We start from the raw sequence: 26,458 nt of genomic DNA on the forward strand, positions 1-26,458 counted from the left end.
TATCTGCTAAAGCGTTGCTCGCAACGCTTTAGCAATGTTAGAAATGCACGGTCAATGGCGCAGAGCACTGTGCGGTCGCGTCATAACATAAGGTGTATGTAACGGCTGGCGCACTGGTTTTAAATTGATTGTTGTACTTACCAGGCTTGTTCAACACTGCCACCACTTCGCCATCGCGATAGAGTGTTAAGCCTGTTTGCACACTGCTCCAACTTAACTGCACCAGTTTCGAACCTGATTTAGCATTACCTTGATTCACTTTGATCAGGTTTAAATCAATATCCAGAGGCGCAATCAGATCCAGTGCCACAATAACCGGATCATGATCAGATGAGCGATAAGCGTCTGGTTCATAAAAATCGCTGCGTTGCTGCGTTGATTTACTTTCAATGTTGTAATCAAGCACGATTGGTTCATCCGCATTGATATGCCATTCTGCCGCATCCACCAAATAACGGCGTGCCGGCTCATTCAGTAAGGCATGATCGAGTTGGCCAGCCAAATCATCAAACACATAACCGTAGGTCGGTGTTTTTTCTAACACATCAAACACGTTAGCGTAACCGGCACGAGCCAGGGCCGTTAACGGGTCTTCTTTCGCATAAGAGTTTAAATCACCAATCACCAAAGCCGGAGTGTCATTGAAGTACTGCGCGGCAAATTGTCCTACCGCTTCGGCCGCACGCGTCCGTGTGATATTACAGTTACCCTGACCATCATTGAGATCGGGATCACCGCTACAAGCTGAACCTTTCGATTTAAGGTGATTCACCATCACTGCAAACTCAGCATTGTTACTGTTGAGCTTAAAGCGCTGCGCCAACATCGGGCGATTACTGCGGGTATTAAATAACGCTACGCCATTGGTATCTGTGGCAGAGTTGGTTTCGTCTAATATTTGAGCTGCACCGACTGGCGTTGCCAAATCAGCACGATATAACATGCCCACAGTAATTTGATCGGTACCAATCACCGGCGTGTTAACTGAGACAAAGCGCCAATCGTCTTGCCCACTGACTTGCTGTAAACCACGCACTAAATCAGCAATGGCTGAGGTTTCTGCAAAACCATCATTCTCGATCTCCATCACGCCAATCACAGTAGCATCTAACGCTGCTAATGCGGCTAAAATCTTAGCACGCTGCCGCTCAAACTCAACCAGATTATCGGCGCCACGCGCAGTTGGGAAGCCACCGCCTAAGCCGTCACCGTTGAAATAATTCAACACGTTAAAGCTAGCAATTTTCACGTTACCATCGCCACTGAGCTCAGGCTGCGCAGTGCGCGGATTTGTCGCGACAAAATTCACGCTATTAATGGGGTTAACACGATATTCATTAAAGCTGTAATAAAGGGTACCCGTTAAGCCCACGACGGTATCGCCGGCACGCACGGTATTCATCGCCGTTAAACCCGGTGCTGGATAAATGACCGTGGCAGCGTTTTGCACTGTTGAGGCATCATCTAACATAATGCGATTTAAGGCATGCTCAGCCGCTAAGGCTTGTGCGGCGGCACCTGGCGTAACGACTTGAGTCGGTGTGTAACGACGACCGTTTGATAACACTAACTCGCCAAAACGGCCTAAGGTAAAGTTGCTGTTTACCGTCAACTCTTGCGCGAACTGCACCAACATGCCTTCGTAGCGCTCTAAATAATCTAATGAAGCGACCGGCAAACTCACGGTCACGGCGTTTGGCAGTTGCGCCGTGCCACAAGCGACCATGTTAGCCACATTCTGCAGCTGAGTATTATTAAAGGCTTCGCCAACTTGTGCTTGTAAGCGCACACGTTGACCTGCGGTAACATTCAGATTTGCATTATCGGTAAAGACAAAAACGCCTTCGGAAGTTAACGGATCGGCATCTTGTTCAAGATCACTGGCTTGGATCATATAGCCACGTAAGCCGGGTAAAGTATGTGTGACAACCGCCTCTACCACTACCGTTTGGCCGACTAAGGGGCTCGCATTACCCACGCCTTGAATCACGGAAATGGGCGTAAAGGTTGCGCCACACACTAAAGGTGGTAATGGCTCGGGATCGACAGGTTCTTCAGGATCAATTGGCGCGCCTGTGCCATTAAACATACCCAGATCAGAAAAATCGTCCCGATCAAATTGAATCCATTCAACAGAGGGATCAAAAGCATCGCTGATATTGGTATCTCTTACCACGCTCTTACGACGAAGCGTTTTATCTAATGTTGACACGCCATTGGTGTTCCAAGCAGTACCAGGATCCTCTCCCACTGTACCTATACTATCAACAACCACACCATTTTTTTCAATTACAATAGCATCATCACCATTCCAAAGACTTGCTCCGGTTGTAATATTCGCCACCGCTAAAATGGCTGCGGCAGAGGCAGAACTAGCATAAACAAAGGTTTCACCGGCGGCTAAGCTGCCACTAAGTTGTTGATTAACGTTGGATGTTAACGCGCCATTGAAATAAATCCGGATCCGATAATCACTTAAATTAATCGGTGCAGTGCCCGGGTTATGTAATTCTAGTGCTTTATTTAAACTTGAACCTTCTACATACTCTGAAATAAAAAGCTCTGCTTGAGCAACAGGCGCTAAAATAAGCGCGAGTGTTGCCGCAATAAGTGTTTTCTTCACGTGGTATTCCCTGATCTGTTATTAGGATTGTGCAGACTAAGCCACGAATGTGGCAATCTGATTAACTTTTTAAGAATGCTTTACTGAGTAGAAAAAGACTTCAAGACATCTAAATAGCTAAAAAAGCTATACAAACGGGCTTTTTTCCGTTTTACTAAACAGCCCGATATATAAGGAGTTAACGATGTTTAAAGTCAACAATTATTTTGATGGCAAAGTCGCCTCAATTGGTTTTCAAGGCGAAAAGCTACCTGCAACGGTCGGCGTAATGGCACCCGGTGAATATGAATTTGGTACCAGCCAACATGAAGTGATGACCGTGATCAGCGGCGCTCTTACCGTAAAACTGCCTGGCAGTGATGATTGGCTGACATTTACATCAGGTCAGGCGTTTGAAGTAGCAGCTAACGTGAAGTTTCAATTGCAAGTACAACAGGATACCGCGTACCTTTGTACCTATGCGTAAATTGAATTACTGAGAGTACTATGCGAGGCATGCGAAGCGCCGCAAAACAAACTGAACCGTTAAAGCGTGATTACGCCATGCCGCTAGGTCAGAGTATTAAAACCCTCTGGCCTTATTTAATGGCCTTTAAAGGGCGGGTATTGTTAGCCTTACTGGCACTTATTGCCGCCAAAAGCGCCACCTTACTATTGCCTTGGGCCTTAAAAGAAATTATCGATGCGGTAGATGCCAACCGCCAACAATTACTGCTTGTTCCTGTTTGGTTATTACTATTGTATGGTGCGCTGCGCTTTGGCATGGTGTTTTTTGGTGAAGTGCGGGATGCACTGTTTGGGCGTGTCACCGAACATGCCATGCGCCAATTAGGTTTAAAAGTTTTTAAACACCTGCATAGTTTAGAATTAGCGTTTCACCTTGACCGACAAACCGGTGGCATCAGTCGCGATATAGAGCGAGGCAGCAATGGCCTGAGCTTTTTAATGCGCTTTTTGATGTTTAATATTGTACCAACCTTACTTGAAATCGTGGCGGTAGCCGTGATTTTCAGCTTACTGTTCTCGCCAATGTATGCGCTGATCACCGTTGTAGCGGTCAGTCTGTATATCTTTTTTACCGTGTATATTACGGAATGGCGCAACAAGTTTATTCGTGAAGCGAATCAAGCGGATAACACCACCAATAGCCGTGCCGTTGATAGCTTACTTAACTATGAAACGGTGAAATATTTTAATAATGAGCAGCATGAAGCACAGGTTTACGATGGCTTTTTAGCCACTTGGGAACAAGCGCGACTCAAAAACCGTTTAAGCCTGCTCTTACTTAACTCTGGCCAAGCACTATTAATTGCCGCGGCTATTACCGCATTAATGTGGCTAGCCGCAGCCGAGGTAGTGAGTGGTGAAATGAGTATCGGTGAATTAGTAATGCTGAATGCTTACATGATCCAACTGTTTTTACCGTTAAATTTTTTAGGTTTTGTGTATCGTGAAATTCGACGCGCGTTAACCGATTTAGAAAATATGCTGGGGTTATTACAACGCAAAAGCAGCATTGTCGATAAAGCGGATGCTAAATCCTTAGTCACCCAAGGTGCCAGTATTCAGTTTGAGCAGGTGAGTTTTGCCTATCAGGCCGATCGCCCCATTCTCAATAATCTCAGTTTTACCGTTGCCGCAGGCCAAAAAGTGGCGATAGTCGGCGCGTCTGGTGCGGGTAAAAGTACCATTGCCCGCTTACTGTATCGCTTTTACGATGTGAGCGGCGGCCGCATTTTAATTGATCAGCAAGATATTAAGGGGCTAACCCTCGACTCTCTGCGCCAAGCGATTGCCATTGTGCCGCAAGATACGGTGTTATTTAACAGTAGTATTCGAGACAATATTGCCTATGCCAAACCGGGGGCCAGTGCCAGCGAGATTGCCCAGGTTATTGAATTAGCCCAGTTACGCCAGTTTATTGATAGTTTGCCACAAGGTGATGGCACTCTGGTGGGTGAACGCGGCTTAAAGGTCTCTGGCGGTGAAAAACAGCGCATTGCGATTGCCCGAGCGCTATTAAAAGGCTCGCCCATTTTAGTTTTTGACGAGGCCACCTCGGCATTAGATTCCTTAGCGGAGCAAAGCATTGTTGCGGCTATGCGTGAAGTCGCCAAACAACATACCAGCGTGGTTATCGCTCATCGTTTATCAACCATTACCGATGCTGATTGCATATTAGTTTTACGGCAGGGCGAATTGATTGAGCAAGGCAGCCATCAACAGTTGCTAGATTTAGCCGGGGAATATGCCCAAATGTGGCAACAACAGGCCAAGCAGACACGTCTTACTACCTAAGCCATTGCTGTTTATTTGTGCTAGATCAAGCTTTTTTAACGAAGTGCTGCTAAATTTAAGATAGCGCAGAGACAAGGAGCAGATCATGCCATTTCAAGAATACAAACGTCGCCTAATTCAACGCAAAATGGAATTGGAGCGACAGCAGATATCACTGCAGCAAGACCTCTCGAAAGAACACAGCCATGATTTTGCAGAGCAAGCACAAGAGCGAGAAAACGATGATGTGCTAACCAGCCTAAAACACCATGCCGAGGCAGAGTTGGCTGAAATTAATCAGGCGTTGCTAAGGATGGAGCAAGGTGTTTATGCCCAATGTACCCGTTGTGGTGCAAAAATTAATCCAGCACGCTTAGAAGCGTTACCCGCCACCGCATTTTGTGTTAATTGTAGCCACTAACAGCACAGCAAAAGCCGCACTGTTAGCAACCAACAGATTCAATTAGCGGGCTAATTTGATTTTAAACACCAGCGAATACAATACCGGCACTGCCACCAAAGTTAGCACGGTGGCAAACGCCAAACCGGCCATAATGGTTATCGCCATACTGTTAAAAAACGCATCCCAAATCAGCGGCAACATACCTAAGATAGTGGTTAATGCCGCTAAGATCACCGGCCGGATCCGGCTGATGCTCGCATCAATAATGGCTTGAGCTTTATCCGTTGCTTGGCTTAATTGCAAATCCATTTCGTCAACTAACACTATGGCGTTTTTCATCAGCATGCCGGATAAACTCAAAAAGCCCAACAGCGCTGTAAAACCAAAAGGAAAGCCCGTCAGCAGAAGCCCGGCACTAACACCGCATATCGACATCGGCACAATTAACCAAATAACTAAGGGTTGTTTTAGGGAGCCAAACAACAAAATGCTAATAGCTAACATCACCAGAAAACTTAAAGGCAATTGTTTCCCTAATGAAGCTTGTGCTTCCGCTGAGCTTTCATACTCGCCTCCCCACTCCAACGTATAGCCATGTGGCAATACTAATTGCTCAACCGGCGCCCGCAAACGCTTTAAGGCTTGATCGGCGGTTATGGCCGTGGTGGGCTCTGCTTCAACGGTTAAAGTGCGTACCCGATTACGCCTTTGGATCACCGCTTCTTCGTGCTCGGTAACAAAACCATTAATCACCTGCGTTAGCGGGATATAACTGTTATCGATGCTACTCCAAATCATGCGGTCATTTAGTCTGTCTAAATCAAATCGCTCTGCTGCCGGTGGCCGCACCACAATAGGAATTTGTTTTTCTTGCTCGCGATACACACCGCTCACTAAGCCCTCACTGGCAAAAGCCAGAGTTTGCGCTAAATCGGTACGATTAACACCGGCAATGCGGGCCCGCTCTTCATTAAAATCTGGCGCTATCACCAACTCACGCTGCCGCCAGTTTTGCCTGATATCGGTCACGCCGTCGGTATTACGCATAATATCCGCCACTTGTTGACCAAGTTGCCGCAAAATGGCCTCATCACTACCAGAAATGCGAGCCTGTAACTTTGCCCCGGTACCGGGACCGAACATCAGGCGCTCAGTATAAATTTCAGCGCTGGGGAACTGAGCTGGTAAAGTTTTCCGCAAATACTGCATCAAGGGCGGGATCGCATCTCGCTCCTTGGTACGAATGATCAATTGACCATAAGCGCTATTCGGCAATTGGGGTGCGTAAGTCAACATAAAACGGCTGGCACCTGCGCCAACAAAACTACTGACCGACTCCACTGACGCTTCGGCCAAAATAATCTTTTCTATTTCGGCAATATCGCGCTCGGTGGCACGAATATCGGTGCCTTGCGGTAAATAATAATTTAAGTAAAACAACGGGGTATTAGAGGCAGGGAAAAATACCTGCTTAACTTGGCCAAAACCAATAACGCTGATCACAGTAAGCACCATCAGCAAACCGATGGTGGCAGCGCGCTGCTGCAAAGCTAAACGGAGCACTTTGGCATAACGCTGATAAACAAAACCGGCATAAGGATCACGTTGCTCGCTGTCTGCGGCCACTTTAAACAAATAATGACCTAACAAAGGGGTAACAGTAATCGCCAACACCCAGCTTAATAATAAGGAAATACCAATCACTGCGAATAACGAAAACAAAAACTCACCCGTGCTATCAGGCGACAAGCCAATACCGGCAAAGGCCATAATGCCAATAACCGTGGCACCTAATAACGGCACTTGGGTGCGACTGGCCGCCTCCGCTGCAGCTTGGCGTGATGCCATGCCTCGCTGCATATTTATCAGCATGGTTTCGGCCACCACAATGGCATTATCAACCAACATCCCCATGGCGATAATCAGCGCACCTAACGAAATACGTTCCATTTCGATTTGCCATATACGCATAAAGAACAAGGTGCCCAGCACAGTAAGCAATAAGGTGCCGCCGACAACAATACCCACGCGCCAGCCCATGGTTAAACACAGCACGGCGACCACAATCACCACAGAAATTAATAAATTCACAATAAAATCATTAATCGCTTTATCCACCACAATATGTTGCTGGTAGATCGGCTGTAACTCGATGCCCAGTGGAATACGCGGCGTTAAAGAGGCTAGGTGCAAATCAACGGCATTACCTACATCGACAATATTGGCATCACTTAAGCCGGCAATGGCAAGCGTAAAAGCCGCTTTGCCGTTATGACGGATCAAGTGTGTCGGCGTTTCCGCCTCTTCTCGACTCACTTTAGCAACATCGTAAATACTCAGTTGCTCAGTGGAGCCCAAATTACCTAAACGTAAGTTCTCAATCGCACTGATCGAATCTAAGCCAGGCTTACTGACTAAGCGGATACGCTTATCGCCAACGGCTAAAGAGCCGGCCGCCGCGACGGTATTTTCAGCTTGTAAGGTACCAATCACTAAATCTAAAGGTAAGCCCATGCCCAGCAACCGCTCTTGGGCAATCTCTACATAAATTTTCTCTTGTGGCTCGCCCGCGGTTTGTACTTTTGCCACACCCGGCACCATCAGCATTTCGCGCCGTAAAAACGTGGCCAACTCACGGATCTCGCGATCGCTATACCCTTCAGCAGTGACTGCATAAAAAATACCAAACACATCACCGAAATCGTCATTGACCGATGGCGTCATTACCCCGGCAGGCAATGACCGACTGCTATCGCTGATTTTTCGCCGTAACTCATCCCAAATTTGCGGCATGGCTGGGCCATTGTAAGTATCTTGGATCACTACACGGATCTCAGATTTGCCTGGGAAGGATTTAGACGTCACGCGCTTTAATTGCGGTAATTGCTGCACTGCCGATTCGAGTACCTCAGTGACTTCCTCTTCCACCTCGGTTGCCGTCGCCCCAGGATAATAGGTGATCACCATGGCTTCTTTCAGGGTAAAGGCCGGATCTTCTAAACGACCGATGGTATTTAGCGCCCAAAGCCCCCCCAAAAAACAAAGCATAATCAACATCCAAGTGTTGACCTGTTTATCAATCGCATAACTCGCCATTTTCATGCGGTTGACTCCTAATATTTTTCAAACGGACGCACGACTTGGCCGTCTTGTAAATGATAAATACCCGCAGAGACCACCTGATCGCCGGCTTTTAAACCGGAAAGCACTTCAACTTGCTGCTGGTGGATCCGACTGACTTGGATCGGTTGTCTGCTGACTTGCTGAGTTTCGGCTTGATAAATCCAAACATAGAATTGCTCTGGCGTTGAAGTATCTAATGCCGAGACGGGGATCAACATATTATTCTGAGCAGCATTGTTCTCGGTGACCACCGTCACCGTCATGCCTGGCAATAAATTTTCACCGGCGAGTCGCGGCATAGCAAAAGACACTTGATAGGTTTGTGTGACCACATCCACTTCTGTCGCATGCTCACGGTAAGTAAGCGGGTGAAGGCTGGCATTATCATCCGATAATTTCACATACACCGCATAATCGGCTTTATCTTGCACTTGGCGCATCATTTGCTCTGGCACGTTAATGTGCACGCGTAATTCAGAGACATTCTGCACGCGTAAAATGGGTGTACCGGCCGTAACGGTGGAATAACGCTCGATTAAGCGGCGTGTAACTAACGCATCAAAAGGAGCGTTTAACTGCGTGTACTGGCTATTACGCTCGGCGTTTTGCAACGCAACTTGCGCAATATCAAAATTAGTTTGTAACTGGTCAAAAGCCGACGGGGTTAAGATCCCTTGTTTACGCAGTGGCTTAGCCCGCTCTAAATCTCGCTGCGCTTGAGCAAGTTGCACTTCGGCTTGTTGCACGGCCAGTTGATAATCGGTGTTATCCAGTGCCGCTAATAGCTCACCTGCAGGAATAATTTCGCCTTGCTGCACCGGTAAAGCAGTTACACGCCCGCCCACTTGAAAGGCTAAATCGACAGTACTGACCGCATCAATTCGCCCAATAAAACTGCGACTGTTGGCATGTTCATCTCCGCTAACGGTATATAATTTCACCGTGGTTAGTGTGGTAGCTGACTCTTGGCTTACCGAGTCGGAACAAGCACTGAGAAATATCAGCAGGCTAAGTACGCTGCTGATCAGAGTAAAAGATGGGCGGTTCATTAACTTAGCTCCTGTGCACGAATCGTCATATAATTTTCCAATTGACTGTGTTGTTCTGGGGTCAAGGGTGAAATGTTCAGCAACTGATGAAAGGTTAAGGCTTCACTGACCAGCAATAATGACATCACTTCGGGACTGTGATGATGCTCAGCTAGAATGTCGTTAAATACCTTACGGTTATGTTGCTGCAACGGCTTTAGCAGTGCCGGTTGCTCTGCTGCAGCCGCTAAGATAGCCATCGCGGTATTACTGCTTAATTGCTGAGTGAAACACTCTCGCGCTTTTAAGAAAGCCGCTAATTTTGAAGACTCTGTTGCAACAAACTGTTGGCGGCTGTGCTCAGCATCATCCACTAAAAATTGCACCATGGCACTGAGCAAAGCTTCTTTTGACGGAAAGTGGTATAGCAAGCCACCTTTACTTAAGCCACTGGCTTGTGCCACCGCATCCAAGGTGACCTTACCCGGCCCTTTTTCTGCAGCAACGGCTAATGCCGCTTGTAAAATCTGTTGTACGGTAATTTGCGCTTTATTCACGTTTGCTGCACCCTCAAATCAAAACCGTCTAGTCGGTATAGTATAACGGCAAAATCACAAACCGACCAGTTGGTACAGTAAAAGTTTTATCACAGACTCAGCTAAGCGCTATCTGGGCAACACTGTCGGGTTAGGGTTGTGCCACAGGTGCCTAGGTATTTTTACTATAAACTGGTTAAATACACACAAAAATACGCTTAGGAAATTACAAGCTAAAAATAAAACAAATATAAACAATAACTTAAAGTTGGCACATTTATCGCTTTGTTTTGTCAGCGGCCAAAGTGCACAGACACGTGAACGGCAAGGGTATTGAACTTAATGAGGTTGTGGAGCGCAAGATGAGTGTATTACGGTTAATTTTTAATATTTTATGGTTTTTACTCGGCGGGCTAGTGATGGGCTTAGCCTGGTGGATTATTGGTTTAATTTGCTTTATTAGCATTATTGGCATTCCGTTTGGTCGTGCCTGCTTTGTCATGGGGAAATTGGCGTTCTGGCCCTTTGGCCGCGATGCGATTAATCGTCGCTATATTAACCGCGTAGAGGATTTTGGCACCTCGGCTTTTGGCACTCTGGGCAATATTATCTGGTTTATCTTCTTTGGTATTTGGCTGGCCATTGGCCACTTAATGCATGCCTTGGTTTGCTTCCTTAGTATTATTGGTATCCCTTTTGGCATCCAGCACTTAAAATTAGCCGGTTTAAGTATCGCGCCCATTGGTAAAGGCATCGTGGGGCGTTAAATTGACTTAATTATGTTCGGTTTAAGTCACTTAGTTTGCATGAAAAAATACCCCCAATTAATTGGGGGTATGGTGAGTACTGTAAATACACTTTAACGGTTAGTTTAATCGCACTTGCCTTATACGATAAGCGGCAAAAGCCAAAAGCCCCAACCCGAACAAGTACAAGGAGCCCGGCTCAGGAACTGCCGCGATGGCAATATCACCAGCAGCAATAGGAGCAGATAAAGGATCTATCAATTGCTCATCATACACTTCAAATTGCTGCAAACTCGGCAGGCCTATTCCAAAGTAAGAATATTGAACCACAAAATTTGAGACGCTTTGACCAACAGTAATTGCTGTAAAGTTTGAATAAACGTCAATATAACCATCGTCTCCAAAATCAAAATCATAGGTAAATATTTCCCAATCTGGTCCAAATTCCGCAGTAGGTATATAAACTAAATTGGCATATTGAGTAGCATCAAAGTAAAGCGTAAACCAATTTATATCCAACAATAAGTTGTTGGTAATAGTATAACGCGATTCCCAGGTTGTCCCGGTTATATTGGTCGCCGTGCCGCTAATCAACGCCGCAAATGCGGGCTGAAAGCTCAGCATCACGAAACAGGTTAACGTCGTGATTATTTTTTTTATCTGCATTTTTAAATTCCCGTAATTCATCTATTCCGCTTAAATCAGTTATAAGACTGAATGGAATATATGGGTTGCTGAAAAAGACATTTATCACCTACTGGGGTATACATCGTTTGAATCGTCGCCGTATTAAAAGCAACATTTTCGGTTAAACGATCTTCTCCACCACTGCTACTACTGCTTAGCCCGACCACCAAAACGTTACTTAACGTAATGGCATATTGCGTATACAAACTTGTGCCACATTGCTTAATAACATCGATTTGCACCTCATCAAAAAGCTCGCCTTTGGCAATCGCTAATCTCAGCGGATTACTTGCTGCATCTAAGTATTTGGTAACGTTAACATTACCAAGATTAAACGTGCCTGCCCCAGCCCCTCCGCCAACATGGGTGGTACTTGAATTACTTGCTCCCTCACTCCAGGCTAATACTTGGATCCACTCTTTATGGCTTGAACTTTCTACCTCACCTTTAATGGCAGGCCCATCAATCTTCATAAAGATACCCACTGCTGTTGGACTGCGGGACGGCGGGGTTGGTGGTGGTGGCAAATCGCCTTCAATTCTCCAAACAAGATCCGCTAAGGTATAAGCTTGGCGTACATTGATTTGAATAGTGAAGTCATTACTACTTGATACACTGCTATTGGCCGTAATAGCACCAAACTCCACGTTTCCTTGAATAATTGATATGCTGCTTGGGGCTGAGACTAAACTGGCTTTCACGTTCGTTAAATCAACAGCCGAGACATTTTGCGCCAAGGCGCGTAATCGATATTCACTGACGGTACGGGTCACTCGGCGCGAACTCACTAAAGTAAAGTTTTTATCATCAATAATGATTTGATCATTAAGAACTTCAGCCACAGCAAAACCGGAAAAAGTCACTAACAGCCCGGCCAATAACCATGACAGGCTATAAAAGCTATTTATCAATAACCTCATGTGATTAACTCCTCATAATTGGGGTTACTGATTGGTTATAGCTGTACATTTGCCGCGATATTCCAACCTGTCGAAATTGGCGCTAACGGATTGCCAAATCTATCAATAGGATAATAGGTCCAGGTGACTTCAGCGAAATTCAATGACACATTTTCAGTCAGCCTATCTTCGCCACCACTGCCTCCGGCAGAAAACGACGTAACTATGACATTTTTCATTTCTATCTTAAAATATTGCGTCGCACTGCCACCCGCTCTTCTTGCTATTAAGGTTGCCTTTTCGACACGACCGCCATTTGCCACTAACAATCTTAATGCCGGACTGGCACTGTCCAAATATTTAGTAAAAGTAAGATCTGTAAAACTGGCTTTACCCGCCCCGCCACCGGCGCTCAAATGCGTTGATCCCGAATTGGATAACCCTTCTGACCAAGCCAGAATATCCATGGCACCACTGTTTTTCGCGTCTTGCGTTTCACCAACAATACCATCCATTTCTAAAAATATATCAACGGCAGCGTAACTAACGATAGGCGTCAGTAATAAGCTAGTGGCAGTAACAATGGTGAGTAAACTTTTTGAGAGTGGATTTATTGTTTTCATAAATTATCCTAAGCAGGAGATGAAGTGAACGTTCTATACACCTCAACTATTAATGCGAATGAAATGTTAATTTCATCCAAGAAAGAAATTGCCAATATTATTTTAAGTGATATTAAAAAAAGATTTGAAATAGCACTAGACATACTCCTCAAATTCAATATCACCATAAAAATAATTTTTTTATTTCCTAAACACTATTTTTACACGCATATTTAATGCCACTAAAATTAAAGCTCACTAAATTAGCAGCTTAAAAAAGTAAGCGAAAATGGCAACACAACACTGTAAAGAAAGCTGACAATATTTTTATGCTAGTTTATATTTTTTAGAAAATTCAGAGGAAAATAACCACGTCAGAAAATAAGATATAAATTTAATGACATTTTTTTACATGAAGTATGAAAGAGAGATAATCAGGCTGGGATTTATTTATCTTCACAAAATAAACACTAAAGAGTAACCTCATATAGCATATTAAATATTATAGTTTGTACTCACTTTTTAAATTATTCCCCTCCTGATTTTGGCTATATTTGAAACATTAAAAGAACTTAACTGTAAATTGATAACGCCTTAGGATAAGGTGTCAATAATGTCAGTAACGAGCCTGATCATGTCGCAAACTAAAAACAATAAGATCACGCATAATTTAGAATTAGCGAGAGCGCTGCATAAACAAGGCAACCTGACACAAGCTACTGCAGCCTATAAAAAGGTTTTACGCTTAGCACCCACGCAACCTGACGCACTGCACTATTTAGGCTTAGCGTATTATCAAACAGGGCAAGTGAATGAAGCGCTATCCAACATAAAGCGGGCGCTGGTAATCGCACCACATTATGCTGATGCGATGAATAATTTGGCTAATATTTACAAAGAAACGGGCGATCTGCTAGCAGCCCAAGCGCTTTACACTCGGCTACTGAGCATTGCCCCCCACCACACCAATACGCTGATTAATCTGGCGATCATTTTCAAGCAAACCAAGCAAACACAAGAAGCACTTCATCTGATTCATCGCGCCTTAGCGCTTGAACCACAGCATGTGATTGCTCATTATAATCTTGGGAATATTCAGATTGACCTGCAACAGTTTGAACTGGCTAAATCTTCGTTTATGCAAGTGTTAATGTTAGAGCCGTTGCACCATCAAGCAACGAAGCAACTGGCCTACGTTTTAGCCGAGTTAGGTCAAACAGCAGCAGCTATCGAAACCTTACAAAACCTTATCGAACATAGGCCAGAGGATGCCATTGCTCAGCACCTTCTCGCCGCCTATGCACAAAATACTCCACCGCTTAGAGCCGCCGATAATTACATCAAACAAACCTTTGATCACTATTCTGCCAGTTTTAATCTGTCCTTGGCGCAACTGGAATACCAAGTGCCGCAACTTATTGGTGAAAAAGTACTCAGCAGTCTTTCTCCGGCCAGCTCACAGCACGATATTCTTGATCTTGGTTGCGGCACTGGGCTTTGTGCTGAATTCATTAAACCCGTTTGTCGGGCTCTTATTGGCGTAGATTTATCTGCCAAAATGTTAGCTCAAGCTGCAAAACTTAACCTTTATAAGGAACTGCATGAAGCGGAGTTAGTTGAGTTCATGTCAAAAACGGTTAAACCATTTGATTGTGTCATTTGTGCCGATACTTTTGTCTACTTTGGGGAGTTGCACAGCGCCTTTTCTGCCACACTGCGTGTGCTTAAGCCTCACGGTTATTTTATTTTTAGCGTTGAACAACATAGTACTACCGTTAACAGCAATGATTATTACCTGCAGCGTAATGGTCGTTACAGTCACACTAAAGCCTATATCAATACGGCGTTGCAGTTGGCAGGTTTTACTCTATGTACAATAGAAAACATTGTGCCACGCTTAGAAAAAGGTAGAGCCGTCTCGGGGGCGCTAATTGTGGCGCAAAAACCAGGCAAATAGACAACACTAAATGACCACTGACTCGCTCTAGCTTAACCAATAGCCAACACAAAAAAAGTAAAAGTACTATTGAGCCCTCGACTTTTGATCGCCTGTTACGCGTATAGCGTAGATTGAAGCCTGTATGAGGAGAAACGTATGATCCGCCTGCTTGGCTATGCTGGTTTAATTCCCTTTTTGTTACTGCCTGTTGTTAGCTTAGTCTGGCCGCTTATAGCCCCCGCACAAGCCATGTTGTTATTTCAGTTTTATAGCTGTTTAATTTTAGGTTTTATGGCAGGCGTTTTATGGCCGGTATTACATCAGCCTAAGGCGGCTACACAGCAAGCCTTAGCCGCGGTTAGTTTCCCCGTGGTTAGTTTTTTAGCCTTAGCTCTGCTTCCTGCTTACAGTGTGCTGATCCAAGCGGGCTTATTTTTAACACTAAGCTTTTATGAACATTTTTCTGGTATAAGCCAACATTATCAGCGCAGTTATCGTCAGTTACGTTATCAGTTGACTGCAGTAGTGGTCAGTTGTCATCTTGGGTATTTTTATTTTTATGGATAACGCAATGTCAGTCAGCCAGAACCAAGCCGCCTTATTTTTTGATGGTAGCTGTAAGTTGTGTCGGCATGAAATCAATTGGTTAGGCCCTAAGCTAAAGGGAAAAATGCAACTGGTGGATATTAGCCAGCCCGATTTCACAGGCTTTAACGGCGCCAGTAAAATGCAAATGATGCAGCAAATTCATGTTTGGGATGGCCAGCAATTTCAGGTAGGTTTAACTGCCACACTTTTTTATTGGCGACTCGCCGGTTTAAGGCTATTACCCGCTATTTTGGCTTTTCCGTTAATTCGCCCCATCGCCAATTGGGCTTATCAGTATTGGGCGCGCAAACGCTTAAACTGCACAGACGGCCAGTGTGAGATAAAATAGCCAATGCGTCCTCCTCGTCATCGTGTGCGCACCAAAGCGCAGCAACAATCCGACTGGCAGTTACTGCAATTACATGCGCGTATTGCTGATAAACTGTTGGCCAATCCTCAGCTGGCCATCCCCCTACTTGAAAAGTTAGAACTGCGCTATCAAACCGGTTTAATTAAGCATTGGGGTTATATTCGTTGGCACAGTATTTTAACGATGATGCATGAACCAGAGATCTTCAAACGGGCCTTGCTCGAAGACAGTGACAGCATGCGCCGGCTGCGTCGCAAAACGCTGCTAACCGGCATCCTGACCGAGCAAGAGCGAGATAGCTTGCTGCTGGAGCAGCAAACCGAAACTGACTAAGCATCACCTAGCTTTAGCGCAAAAAATTTACCATGCGTCCTTACGCAGTTTAGTTAGCTGAGCAGACAGATAGCCGTCTTGTATTGGCGCCAGCTTTGGCCGTACACTGTTGTTCTTCGTTTTGATGTTCTTGCAGGAACCGCTATGTTTGTGCGCCCGCTGTTATTCGTGTGCTTAATGTTATTCACCAGCCTTTTTATACAAACCGCTCAGGCCAAGGATAGTTATACCTATGCCAACCTAGAAGATGTTCGCGTTAGCCATTTGTACTTAGATTTACAGGTCGATTTTTCAAAAGCAGGCCTTAATCGGTTTTGCGGAGCTGACACTGGATTGGCAACAAAAAGAGCGTAATCAGATTCTGCTCGATACCCGCGATTTAGACATTAAAAAGGTGTATGCCCGTCGTGCTGATGGCCAGTGGCGACAAGTGCCTTTTCAGTTGGCCGCGCGTGATGCGGTACTGGGCAGTAAATTGACCATTACACCGGGGTTTCAACCGAAGAGAATTCGTGTTCAATACCAATCTACTCCGGCCGCATCAGGATTACAGTGGCTGAGTAAAGCGCAAACCGCCGGTAAAACGCAGCCGTTTATGTTTAGTCAAAATCAAGCTATTCATGCCAGAAGCTGGATCCCAATTCAAGATAGCCCCGCACTGCGCTTAACTTACACGGCACGTATTCAAACCGATCCTGAACTGCTGGCGGTGATGAGCGCGCCCAACTCACCAAGCGCCGAGCGCAGCGGTGATTATCGCTTTAACATGCCACACCCCATCCCGCCGTATTTGCTAGCGCTGGCTGTCGGTGATTTGCACTTTAAAGCGATGAGCGAGCAAACCGGCATTTATGCCGAAACTTATATTTTAGAGGCCGCGGCTAAAGAATTTGCCAGTACCCAACAAATGATTGCCGCCACAGAACAGCTCTACGGCGAGTACCGTTGGGGTCGGTATGATTTATTGATTTTACCGCCCAGCTTCCCGTTTGGTGGTATGGAAAACCCAGTGCTGTCGTTTATTACCCCCACAGTGGTGGCTGGCGATGGCAGTTTAGTGAATTTAATTGCGCATGAGTTAGCGCATTCTTGGTCCGGTAACTTAGTGACCAATGCCACTTGGCAAGATCTGTGGCTAAATGAGGGCTTCACCTCTTATGTGGAAAACCGCATTATGGAGCAGGTGTTTGGCACTGATCGTGCGCTAATGGAGCAGGCCTTATCGGTGCAAGATTTAATGAAAGAGCTGCCCAGCCTAGCCGCTGATGACACACAGCTTTATCTGGATTTAAAAGGCCGTGATCCAGACGATGCCTTTACTGGCGTACCCTACACCAAAGGCCAACTATTTTTGATGTTTTTAGAACAGCGCTTTGGCCGTGCGGTATTCGATCCTTTTGTGCGCCAATACTTTGCCGACCATGCCTTTGAAAGTATTACCACCGCAGAGTTTGAGCGTTATTTAACCGCGAATTTACTGCAAGTACACCCGGGTAAAGTCAGCACTGCAGAGGTGCAAGAGTGGATCCACGGCAGCGGTTTGCCTGCCAGCTCGCCTAAGCCGCAGTCGGATGCGTTTTTACGCGTGCAGCAATACAGCAATGCTTGGCGCTCTGGCTTAACTGCCCTTACCGAGATCCCCACCAGCGAGTGGACGGTGCACGAATGGCTGTATTTTATTAATAACTTGCCACTTGATATCAACCTTGGGCAATTGCAACAGTTAGACAGTGCCTTTGCGCTGACGCAATCGAGTAATAGTGAAATTGCCCATGCTTGGTTTTTGTTGGCGTTAAAAACTAATTACACCGCGGTGTTACCGGCACTTGAGGGCTATTTGCTGAAAATTGGTCGGCGTAAGCTGATTTTGCCGCTGTATAAACAACTGGCCAGCACGCCAGAGGGGTTGGCACTGGCACGCAAAGTGTATCAGCAGGCTCGCCCTGGCTATCATCCTCTAGCCCAAGGCAGTGTTGATGAGATCTTAAAACTCGCTAACTAAGCCTCAGCCAATTAGCGTTAATAGCGCCCCCAAAGCGCCGCCAGCCAGCACCAGTTGCCAAGCTGGCCGGCGCCAAAACTGCAACGCCACAAACCCACCAAGTGCAATAGCCAGATCAACAACATTAAAGATACTGTTTTGCCAAATCGGCTGATACAAGGCCGCCAATAAAATACCAGTAACGCTAGCCCCTACCCCGGCCATCACTCGGCTGATGGTGGCAGAGCTGCGCAATTGCTGCCAATAGGGTAATACCGCTGCCAGCACTAAAAATGACGGTAAAAAGATGGCTAACAGGGCTAATACCCCGCCACTGACACCCGAAACTGGGCCGGTATTTGCAGCCCCAAGAAAAGCCGCGAAGGTAAAGAGTGGGCCTGGCACCGCCTGTGCAGCGGCATAGCCGGCTAAAAAGGTGTCAGCATCCACTAGGCCATTTGGCACCACTTCAGCTTGTAATAACGGCAATACTGCATGGCCGCCACCAAACACTAAGGCACCGGCCCGGTAGAAGGATTCAAACAGCGCTAACGCAGCGCTGGGATACAACTGTACCCATAACGGCAAGCCGATTAACAACAGCAGAAACAGTAGCCCAAAGCCTTTGGCGGCAGTACTTGATATCTTTAAGGGTAAGGCGTTGCTGCTGCTCGGCTCTGGTGCTAAGCACAGATAGCCTAAGAAGGCGCCAAGTACAATTACCAGAGGTTGTAACCAAACAAGCGGGAATACTAATAGCAGCAATGTACTGATGGTCATAATGCTGATTTTTGTTTTGGTATTACACAGGGTTTTTGCCATGCCCCAGACGGCATGGGCAACGACGGCAACGGCTACCAGCTTTAAACCATGCAACACACCTTGCGTGAGCGCGCTTTGTAAAAGGGGTAAGCTTATACTAAAGGCAATGAGTAGTATGGCGGAGGGTAAGGTAAAGCCTAACCAAGCGGCTAAGGCGCCACGGTAATGGCCTCGCAATAAGCCTATAGCAAGGCCGACCTGACTACTGGCTGGGCCGGGCAGAAATTGGCATAGCGCAACCAATTCAGCATAATCACGCTCGCTGAGCCATTTGCGCTTCTCTACAAACTCGGTGCGAAAATACCCCAGATGTGCTAACGGGCCACCGAAGGAGGTCAGGCCAAGCACTAAAAATATCCGGAATAAACTCCAGAAGCTGCTGTGTGGTTTCTCGGTCATAGGGTTAATCGCTATTTTCTCGTTTAATGCTGATGGCTCTTTGTGATCGTCTTGATCTGAGCATCCGGCGGTTAAACGCGCCGTACAACTTTGTCGGGGCACTCTGTGGATATATGTCCAATATGGGTTACAAGCAGCCTGGCGGTTCGATTTAACCTATCTATTAGAACGCCTCTTCTACTTGGTGAAAAAACTCCCCAAGGGCTTTGCGCCGATCTTGAATCTGCTGTTACTTAAAGTTACGTAGGTTTGAGATTAGCACATCCGGTGGCTAAACGCGCCGCACAACTTTGCCGAGGGACGCCGTGAACCCATCCATGGGGGCTCCTGTTTTTCATCCATGAAAAACACGCCCTCGGTCAAAGTGTACTATGCATTTACCACCTCGTTCGATTTTCGTGCATCATCAACAATTGCACCTCTAGAATGCAGCAAATCTCTGCTATTTAGCTTGCCGCGAGCTAATAAATAAAACTTATGCAGCCAGGCAGCGAGCCGATATTGCTAAACAAAGCGTGTCCGGCATGGATGCCGGACAGGAGCTTACAAGGACGTATTTACAGCGTCTTTGTGTGCAATATCGGCTGCAAGCAGCCTGGCGGTTTGATTTAACCTATCTATTAGAACGCCTCGTTAGGTTTGAACATCTGCCAGCGTTTGCTGATGCCGCTTTAACGCCCAAGTGCATAGCACCGCGCCTAGCAGCAACAAACCAGATAGCCACAAACACGCCAGTAAACCATAAGTCTGAAACGCCCAGCCCGACAGCAAAGTTCCCACTAAGCGCCCAGCGGCATTGGCCATATAGTAAAAGCCCACATCGAGTGACACCCCATCACGATTAGCACTGGCCACAATCAAATAGCTATGCAAGCTGGAGTTAATTGCAAACACCACGCCATATAACATTAAGCCGATCAACAACGACCATAATGGCTCACCGCTAAACAGCATAGCCAAACCAATTAACCAAGGCATCACGCCAAGCACCAGCGCCCAATTAAGCGCAGTGCCCGCAGCCGGTGGCGCTTTTTTACTGCTGCGTGTGAGTGCTGGCGTAAAGGCCTGCATGGCGCCATAACCAATCACCCAACACGCCAGAAAAGCGCCCACAGCGCTTTGTGGCCAACCTGCGCTGGTCGAGAGGTAAATCGGTAACGCGATAACAAACCAAACATCACGCGAGGCAAATAAGCAAAACCGTGCGGCCGACAACCAATTTAAACTGGCGCTTTTCGACAGCAGCTCCGTAAATTTCGGTTTAAAGTTTTTCTTGCCCAAGTCCTGTTTTAACAGCACTAAACTGCCTAACCAGACCACGAGCAACATAGCTGCCATCAGGGCCATCGCGCCCTGAAAACCAAAGGAAGCTAACAGCACGCCCCCCAAGAAAAAGCCGACGCCTTTTAGCGCGTTCTTCGAACCGGTTAATATTGCTACCCATTTATATAATGCTCCTTGTGCATCCTCGGGTAACAACAACTTAATGGCACTTTTCGCGCTCATTTTATTTAAATCTTTCGCGATCCCCGACACCGCCTGCGCGGCCATTACCCAGAGCACCGTTAACTGCTCTGCTGGTAGCAACAGCATACTCAGTGCAATGATCTGTAAGAACAGCCCGATATTCATGGTTTTGTTCAAACCGATGCGGGCGCCCAACCATCCACCGGTCAAGTTCGTTACAATGCCGAAAAACTCATAAAACAAAAACAGCGAAGCGATGGCCAGCGGGGTATACCCTAAATGATAAAAGTGCAGCACAATTAGCATGCGCAGCGCCCCATCAGTTAAGGTAAAAGCCCAGTAATTACCGGTTACAATTAAATATTGCCGTACATCTGCGTTCATGCTGCTCTCTGCTGCAAAATGGCTTATTTGGCCAAGCCAACTAATTTGGCTAACTCAACGGTGCGATTGGCATAGCCCCATTCGTTGTCATACCATGCATAAATTTTTACTTGGGTACCGTTTACCACCATGGTGGAAAGCGCATCAATAATGCTCGAACGCGGATCGGTTTTGTAATCTACAGACACTAAAGGCCGTGTTTCATAACCTAAAATACCGGCCAACTCACCCTCTGCTGCCGCTTTAAGTAGCGCATTCACTTCTTCTGCTGTGGTGGCACGCTCTACTTCAAAGACACAATCGGTTAGTGACGCATTCGCCAGTGGCACCCGCACGGCATGACCATTTAAGCGCCCTTTTAATTCAGGGAAGATCTCGGTAATGGCCGTTGCTGAACCTGTTGTAGTGGGAATTAAACTGCTGCCACAGGCGCGTGCTCGGCGCAGATCTTTATGCGGTGTATCTAAAATCGATTGGGTATTGGTCAGATCATGGATGGTGGTAATGGCACCGTGCTTAATACCCAATTGTTCATGGATCACCTTAACCACAGGGGCTAAACAGTTGGTGGTGCAACTGGCCGCCGTGACAATGCGATGCAGCGCTGGATCAAACAAATGTTGATTTACGCCCATCACTACATTTAACACGCCGGCTTCTTTGACTGGGGCACTGACCACCACCCGTTTTACGCCCTGGTCTAAATAGGCTTGCAGCAGTGCTTGGCTTTTCATTTTCCCCGAGGCGTCAATGACGACATCGCAGCCTGACCAATCGGTATCCGCAATGGCTTTATTGCCGGTTACCTTGATGTGCTGCCCTTTGATTATCATGGCATCTTCATTGGCCGTGGCCTCATGTTGCCAACGGCCATGTACCGAATCAAAGTTAACTAAGTGCGCAAAGGTGGCCGCATCGGCCGCCGGATCGTTAATTTGCACAAATTCAAACTCAGGCCAGTCAAAGGCTGCGCGCAGTGCTAAGCGGCCGATGCGGCCAAAACCATTAATTCCTACTTTAATTGTCATTATGCTGTCCTGTTTTTCATTAACATTATTCAGTTTCGACTATTGCGGCCGTTTTTAAACTTTTGCCAGCCACAATGCCAAGCGCTTAAAACTCTGTGTTGACTTTGTAAAGTGCATCGTTATTCACTACAACATTGACTGTCACGCGTTGGACGATCGCCCATAGCCGCAAGATTCGCTTGTAACGGCGCGAGAAAGGGTTGCTGCGCGACCGCCGTCTGCTTAAGGCAAGCTTGCGCCCACGGCGCTAAGGTTGGATTTAAACGGTAATACACCCACTGCCCCTGACGACGGTCGAGCAGCACCGCGGCTTTTCTCAGCATGGCCAAGTGGCGTGAAATTTTGGGCTGGGTATCTTGTAAGGCGGTCGTGAGCTCGCAAACACATAATTCTTGCTCGGCCATAATTAATAACAACGCATTGAGCCGGGTTTCATCGGCCAGTAATTTAAAAAAACTCAGTGGGGTTAAGGGTTTGTGCTGATGCTGTCGATCGTATAGCAGCACAAACATACTTAAGCGCTCGGCTAATTGATGAAGTGTAGTTTCAAAAGCATGAGAATCAGAACTTTGCTTTGGATCGCTAAAATCCCAAGCCAATAAATGCTTAGCGGTGATTTCGTTGGCGCACTCTGCCGTTGTTTTATTGCATAGCACAATCGCATAATCAAAATTGATATGCCGATATTTACTGAGGGGTTTGGCGTACAAACCCTCGGTACTGATACCCTGAGCGGCTAAAGTACTTAAAGCGCGAGGATCGGCAACAGCAGGCGCACTACCCCCACTGTATAATGTAAAACGATCCGCATATTTATGCCGAGCTAAGCCTTCCGCTAAAATAGAACGCGCGGAGTTCTCGGTGCAAATAAACAGTAGAGTGGGTAATGTCACAATTATTCACATATGAAAAAACGAATATGCGAATTATATTATATGTGTTTATTGAAACTGCAAGCCTAAAACGCAAAGTTCATCAAACTGCCACATAACACATTTTGAAACGGACCCGTCGTTACCGACTTTACGCATACTGAGATAAAGAAATGATCCACCATCAGCTCCGAGCATAGGCTCAGTGCTGATGGTGAAAGCAGAAGGGAAATTTAAAAGGTCTGTGGATGCCGTTGTAACCAATCGTTCATGGCATCAAGTACTGCAGGTTTTAGCGGTATGGCAAAAGCCGCAATATTTTCCTGTAATTGTTGAGTGTTAGTGGCGCCGATTATCGTGGAGGTAACGCCGACAACTTGATTGGTCCAGCTTAATGCTAGCTGCGTTGGACTGATGCGAAAATTCGCCGCCAGTGCAACAAAGTCAGCGATCGCGGCATTAGATTGTGCGGTATCTCGAAATAAGCCATTACGCTGAGCGATAGACCAGCGACTGCCGGCAGGTCGCGCCCCGCCGAGATATTTACCCGACAATGCCCCACCCGCCAAAGGCGACCAAGGCAGGTATGCCAATTGCTCATGCTGACATTGCTCTAACAAATAAGGCCAGTCTTTGGTGTGCAGCGGACCAAATTCGTTTTGCACTGAGACCATTCGAGGCAAGTTATGCTGCTTACTTAACTGCAAATATTGGCTGATCCCCCATGGGGTTTCATTTGACAAACCACAATAACGGATTTTACCGGCCTGCACTAAATCGGCCAGTGTCTGCAAAATCGCTAAGATCTCATCTTGTTGCTGCTGCACATTGACCGTAGCAAAATTGATGCGGTTAACCGCATGCTTACCAAAATGTGGAGATGTGCGATTCGGCCAATGTAATTGATATAAATCGATATAGTCGGTATTTAAACGGCTAAGTGAGCCTTCAACGGCTGCGATGATACTTTGCGGGCTGATCGGGCTACCGTTACGAATGTGACTAATACCATTACCGGCAATTTTGCTGGCAATAATCAACTTATCGCGTTGCGCAGGATGGCGGCTTAACCAATTACCCAAAATTCGCTCTGTGGCGCCATAAGTTTCAGGACGTGGCGGAATAGCGTAAAGCTCAGCTGTATCAATAAAGTTGACACCAGCCTCTAACGCCAATGCTAACTGCGCATTGGCATCTGCCTGGGTATTTTGCTGGCCCCAAGTCATCGTGCCTAAGCAAACTCGAGATACACTAAGATCGCTGCTACCTAATGTTGAATACTGCATGTTTGTCTCTGAATTTATTCAAATAAGCCGACTATAGCAGATTACTCTGCATTTTAGTGACTCGTTGCGGCGCTACTGTAGATGTTACAAGCAGGCAATAAGGCTAAAGCCCCAGAGACTAAAAGCCAACAGGCCAGTTTTTAGCAGTTACAACAGCTGCAAAGAGCAGCTTGATATACGCATCACTAAAAAATTAGCCACTGGTTAAAGGCTTCTGCATATACACTGCATCTAAGCCATAACTATGCAAAGCGCACTGTGCTTTTTCGGCTATGAGCCTTTTCGCAATAAAGCCCTGTTTATGCCAAAAACGCTGCGATTTTTGAACAGCAACTAAGGCTAAACATGGCAGCGATAAAGCAGCCGCATGCTGCTCAGCTTGTTTTAACAGTATGGCGGCAATACCTTTACCCCGTGCAGCCTCACTAACGGCCAGATCATGCAGATACAATAGATCCGCTGCCGCTGCACGCTCAAATTGACTGGCTAAAACAGTCACATGCTGCGTCAGCGCAGGATAACTGAATAAATAGCCAAGTAACTCACCTGCCGTATTTTCGGCCATCCAGCAACTTTCTGCCGCCACCTTTAAACGCGCACCAAGTAACGCCGGCGGTTCATATAAATCGTCGCTATAGCAGTGATCTTGCAAGGCAACCACCTTAGCAAGATCATCCGCTTGCAGCAGACGGATCCTGACATCCATACTAGCTCGCTTGCCTAACAAAGTTTAAAGCAGCACAAATCGCGGTAACTTGTGCCATAACGCATTGTTCAGGCGTGGCACTGGGGCTGTCTGGATACACTTCAGTGGTGGTCACATATGGGGCCTCTGTAACACGACCGCATAAACCCAAGGCTTTTTTTGGATAATTAATCACCCCCGGTTGTACCATAGGATCACCAATTAACTCACCGTTTTCGTCCGGCGGTGCGATATGCGTTACCTTGGCGACTTCATTAATAATTGCTTGCTGAAAAGCCGGCTCGGGTCGTTCTGCATCGCCAACGAGGTAAAAACCATCCGGAATGTTCCAATTGGTATTGACGGTGCCATCGCGTGCAGCTTTTGCTGGGCGAAACTCCGTATTATCACTGTCGGTCGTTTCATGTAAATCAATGTGTAACAAAGGGGTGATAGCCAGTCGCTGTAAATACTCACGTAAATAACGTGCTTCATCACTTGCACTATCACCGCTAAATGAGCGATTTGGATCCACCGCCAAAGGGTTCCAGCGATTAATCGTTTCATAGGCCCAAGGGCTAATACAAGGTGCAATTAGCAGATTAAAATCAGCTAAATACGCTACAGCATGCTGCGCCGCAAATCGCAAAGCGCCATGCACACCACTGGTTTCATAACCATGTACGCCACCGGTAATTAACGCTAAGGGTTTATCGTTTCGCCAATCACGACTCTTTAAAATATACAGCGGGTAACAAGCAAAACCTTGCGCTTGATAATCGACCTCACCATATTGTTCTCTCTCGAAATGCGCATCGAGCGTGGATAATAACGCTAACACATCCTGCTGATAACTGCGTTGCACTTTTTGTAACGCCAACCATTGTTGTTTCTCAGCCGCTTGCCAAGGCTGGCCTAAACGGCCAATCGGGTAATATACTTCTGTCATAATGTCCTCTGTTAGCGCTGCTATCTAACCTCACTGTCTAAATTGTATAACAGTTTAAATTGCCATAAACAGCCTACCTGAAAGCAGCTACGAGGCCCAGATCATAGAACGTTATTACGACAATAATCTACGGCAAAGAATATAATTAAGCCCGACAGCTACGTGTCGCTGTATTTGAATAGGCTTGGCGTTATCAGAAACCCGCCGCAACTTTCCCTGTGCTGCTTTTTTATGCAGCTTACTGGGATTAATTAGCGTGTTTTACTACGAAAGTACATTAAAGCAAAACGTATTACCGGCCGGGATAAGCGTGTTATTGATAAGCTGGTTGTATGCGGCCATTTTGGCAGAAGTTATCTTGCGCCCACTGATATTTAAATTAAGCCATGCTATTACACTGCAAAACAAGGACGACGCTTGAGTCGAAAGCC

Annotated in this window: 23 protein-coding genes and 1 pseudogene; 10 read left to right on the forward strand and 14 right to left on the reverse strand. The window is 46.4% G+C overall.

Annotated elements, in window-relative coordinates; genetic code table 11:
* Positions 1-37: 37 nt before the first annotated feature.
* Positions 38-2,623 (reverse strand): ExeM/NucH family extracellular endonuclease, encoded by a 2,586-nt coding sequence (locus ACUJFK_RS12625; protein ID WP_445425089.1) that lies wholly within the window; start codon positions 2,621-2,623, stop codon positions 38-40.
* Positions 2,624-2,807: 184 nt separating this feature from the next.
* On the opposite strand from ACUJFK_RS12625, the gene ppnP reads away from it, so the two are divergent.
* From ppnP to ACUJFK_RS12640, 3 genes are all read left to right on the forward strand, one after another.
* On the forward strand, positions 2,808-3,089 hold the full coding sequence (ppnP, locus tag ACUJFK_RS12630; protein ID WP_306178137.1) for a pyrimidine/purine nucleoside phosphorylase: 282 nt from the start codon (positions 2,808-2,810) through the stop codon (positions 3,087-3,089).
* 20 nt (positions 3,090-3,109) lie between these two features.
* Positions 3,110-4,921 (forward strand): ABCB family ABC transporter ATP-binding protein/permease, encoded by a 1,812-nt coding sequence (locus tag ACUJFK_RS12635; RefSeq protein WP_445425090.1) that lies wholly within the window; start codon positions 3,110-3,112, stop codon positions 4,919-4,921.
* A gap of 85 nt (positions 4,922-5,006) precedes the next feature.
* Positions 5,007-5,321, forward strand: coding sequence for a TraR/DksA family transcriptional regulator (locus ACUJFK_RS12640; protein ID WP_445425091.1), 315 nt, complete (start codon positions 5,007-5,009; stop codon positions 5,319-5,321).
* A 42-nt stretch (positions 5,322-5,363) separates the two neighbouring features.
* Here ACUJFK_RS12640 and ACUJFK_RS12645 read toward each other — a convergent pair whose 3' ends face one another.
* Genes ACUJFK_RS12645 through ACUJFK_RS12655 form a run of 3 tightly spaced genes read right to left on the reverse strand, consistent with a single transcriptional unit; the run spans position 5,364 to position 10,011 of the window.
* The gene (locus ACUJFK_RS12645; protein ID WP_445425092.1) at positions 5,364-8,405 is read right to left on the reverse strand and encodes an efflux RND transporter permease subunit; all 3,042 of its coding nucleotides are present in this window, start codon (positions 8,403-8,405) and stop codon (positions 5,364-5,366) included.
* A gap of 11 nt (positions 8,406-8,416) precedes the next feature.
* Positions 8,417-9,475, reverse strand: coding sequence for an efflux RND transporter periplasmic adaptor subunit (locus tag ACUJFK_RS12650; RefSeq protein WP_445425093.1), 1,059 nt, complete (start codon positions 9,473-9,475; stop codon positions 8,417-8,419).
* A complete protein-coding gene (locus ACUJFK_RS12655; RefSeq protein ID WP_306178133.1) occupies positions 9,475-10,011 on the reverse strand; it encodes a TetR/AcrR family transcriptional regulator in 537 nt (178 codons plus the stop codon). Before ACUJFK_RS12655 ends, ACUJFK_RS12650 begins: the two co-directional genes overlap by 1 nt.
* A 341-nt stretch (positions 10,012-10,352) precedes the next feature.
* On the opposite strand from ACUJFK_RS12655, the gene ACUJFK_RS12660 reads away from it, so the two are divergent.
* Complete coding sequence (locus ACUJFK_RS12660; protein WP_445425094.1) at positions 10,353-10,757, forward strand: YccF domain-containing protein; 405 nt, start codon at positions 10,353-10,355, stop codon at positions 10,755-10,757.
* Between the two features lie 99 nt (positions 10,758-10,856).
* Here the strand turns inward: ACUJFK_RS12660 and ACUJFK_RS12665 are convergent, their stop codons facing one another.
* The 3 genes from ACUJFK_RS12665 to ACUJFK_RS12675 are packed head-to-tail and all read right to left on the reverse strand — an operon-like array spanning position 10,857 to position 12,945.
* Positions 10,857-11,402 (reverse strand): PEP-CTERM sorting domain-containing protein, encoded by a 546-nt coding sequence (locus ACUJFK_RS12665; RefSeq protein ID WP_445425095.1) that lies wholly within the window; start codon positions 11,400-11,402, stop codon positions 10,857-10,859.
* A gap of 35 nt (positions 11,403-11,437) precedes the next feature.
* Positions 11,438-12,343 carry an Hcp family type VI secretion system effector gene (locus tag ACUJFK_RS12670; RefSeq protein WP_445425096.1) on the reverse strand — a complete coding sequence of 302 codons (906 nt, stop codon included), beginning with the start codon at positions 12,341-12,343 and terminating at the stop codon, positions 11,438-11,440.
* 35 nt (positions 12,344-12,378) lie between these two features.
* On the reverse strand, positions 12,379-12,945 hold the full coding sequence (locus ACUJFK_RS12675) for an Hcp family type VI secretion system effector (RefSeq protein ID WP_445425097.1): 567 nt from the start codon (positions 12,943-12,945) through the stop codon (positions 12,379-12,381).
* Between the two features lie 592 nt (positions 12,946-13,537).
* Here ACUJFK_RS12675 and ACUJFK_RS12680 point away from each other — a divergent pair.
* From ACUJFK_RS12680 to ACUJFK_RS12700, 5 genes and pseudogenes are all read left to right on the forward strand, one after another.
* Positions 13,538-14,881 (forward strand): tetratricopeptide repeat protein, encoded by a 1,344-nt coding sequence (locus tag ACUJFK_RS12680; protein ID WP_445425098.1) that lies wholly within the window; start codon positions 13,538-13,540, stop codon positions 14,879-14,881.
* 138 nt (positions 14,882-15,019) lie between these two features.
* Positions 15,020-15,430 (forward strand): DUF3429 domain-containing protein, encoded by a 411-nt coding sequence (locus ACUJFK_RS12685; protein ID WP_445425099.1) that lies wholly within the window; start codon positions 15,020-15,022, stop codon positions 15,428-15,430.
* A 4-nt stretch (positions 15,431-15,434) separates the two neighbouring features.
* Positions 15,435-15,800: a thiol-disulfide oxidoreductase DCC family protein gene (locus ACUJFK_RS12690; protein WP_445425100.1), complete on the forward strand. Its 366-nt coding sequence runs from the start codon at positions 15,435-15,437 to the stop codon at positions 15,798-15,800.
* Positions 15,801-15,803: 3 nt separating this feature from the next.
* Entirely contained in the window at positions 15,804-16,154 is a 351-nt protein-coding gene (locus tag ACUJFK_RS12695) for a hypothetical protein (RefSeq protein WP_445425101.1), read from the forward strand.
* Between the two features lie 144 nt (positions 16,155-16,298).
* Positions 16,299-18,156 (forward strand): annotated as a pseudogene (locus tag ACUJFK_RS12700) (M1 family metallopeptidase).
* 3 nt (positions 18,157-18,159) lie between these two features.
* Here ACUJFK_RS12700 and chrA read toward each other — a convergent pair.
* From chrA to ACUJFK_RS12735, 7 genes are all read right to left on the reverse strand, one after another.
* Positions 18,160-19,356, reverse strand: a complete 1,197-nt coding sequence (gene chrA, locus ACUJFK_RS12705; RefSeq protein WP_445425102.1) for a chromate efflux transporter — start codon at positions 19,354-19,356, stop codon at positions 18,160-18,162.
* A gap of 633 nt (positions 19,357-19,989) precedes the next feature.
* On the reverse strand, positions 19,990-21,207 hold the full coding sequence (gene arsJ / locus ACUJFK_RS12710; protein WP_445425103.1) for an organoarsenical effux MFS transporter ArsJ: 1,218 nt from the start codon (positions 21,205-21,207) through the stop codon (positions 19,990-19,992).
* 23 nt (positions 21,208-21,230) lie between these two features.
* The gene (locus ACUJFK_RS12715; RefSeq protein ID WP_445425104.1) at positions 21,231-22,235 is read right to left on the reverse strand and encodes an ArsJ-associated glyceraldehyde-3-phosphate dehydrogenase; all 1,005 of its coding nucleotides are present in this window, start codon (positions 22,233-22,235) and stop codon (positions 21,231-21,233) included.
* A gap of 119 nt (positions 22,236-22,354) precedes the next feature.
* Positions 22,355-23,128 (reverse strand): metalloregulator ArsR/SmtB family transcription factor, encoded by a 774-nt coding sequence (locus ACUJFK_RS12720; protein ID WP_445425105.1) that lies wholly within the window; start codon positions 23,126-23,128, stop codon positions 22,355-22,357.
* 212 nt (positions 23,129-23,340) lie between these two features.
* On the reverse strand, positions 23,341-24,393 hold the full coding sequence (locus ACUJFK_RS12725) for an aldo/keto reductase (protein ID WP_445425106.1): 1,053 nt from the start codon (positions 24,391-24,393) through the stop codon (positions 23,341-23,343).
* A gap of 193 nt (positions 24,394-24,586) precedes the next feature.
* The gene (locus ACUJFK_RS12730; RefSeq protein ID WP_445425107.1) at positions 24,587-25,099 is read right to left on the reverse strand and encodes a GNAT family N-acetyltransferase; all 513 of its coding nucleotides are present in this window, start codon (positions 25,097-25,099) and stop codon (positions 24,587-24,589) included.
* A 1-nt stretch (position 25,100) separates the two neighbouring features.
* A complete protein-coding gene (locus tag ACUJFK_RS12735) occupies positions 25,101-26,027 on the reverse strand; it encodes a M14 family metallopeptidase (protein ID WP_445425108.1) in 927 nt (308 codons plus the stop codon).
* Between the two features lie 184 nt (positions 26,028-26,211).
* Between ACUJFK_RS12735 and ACUJFK_RS12740 the strand changes: the two genes are divergently transcribed.
* Positions 26,212-26,448 carry a hypothetical protein gene (locus ACUJFK_RS12740; RefSeq protein ID WP_445425109.1) on the forward strand — a complete coding sequence of 79 codons (237 nt, stop codon included), beginning with the start codon at positions 26,212-26,214 and terminating at the stop codon, positions 26,446-26,448.
* Positions 26,449-26,458 lie beyond the last annotated feature (10 nt).

It is taken from the genome of Alishewanella sp. HL-SH06, assembly GCF_052656265.1.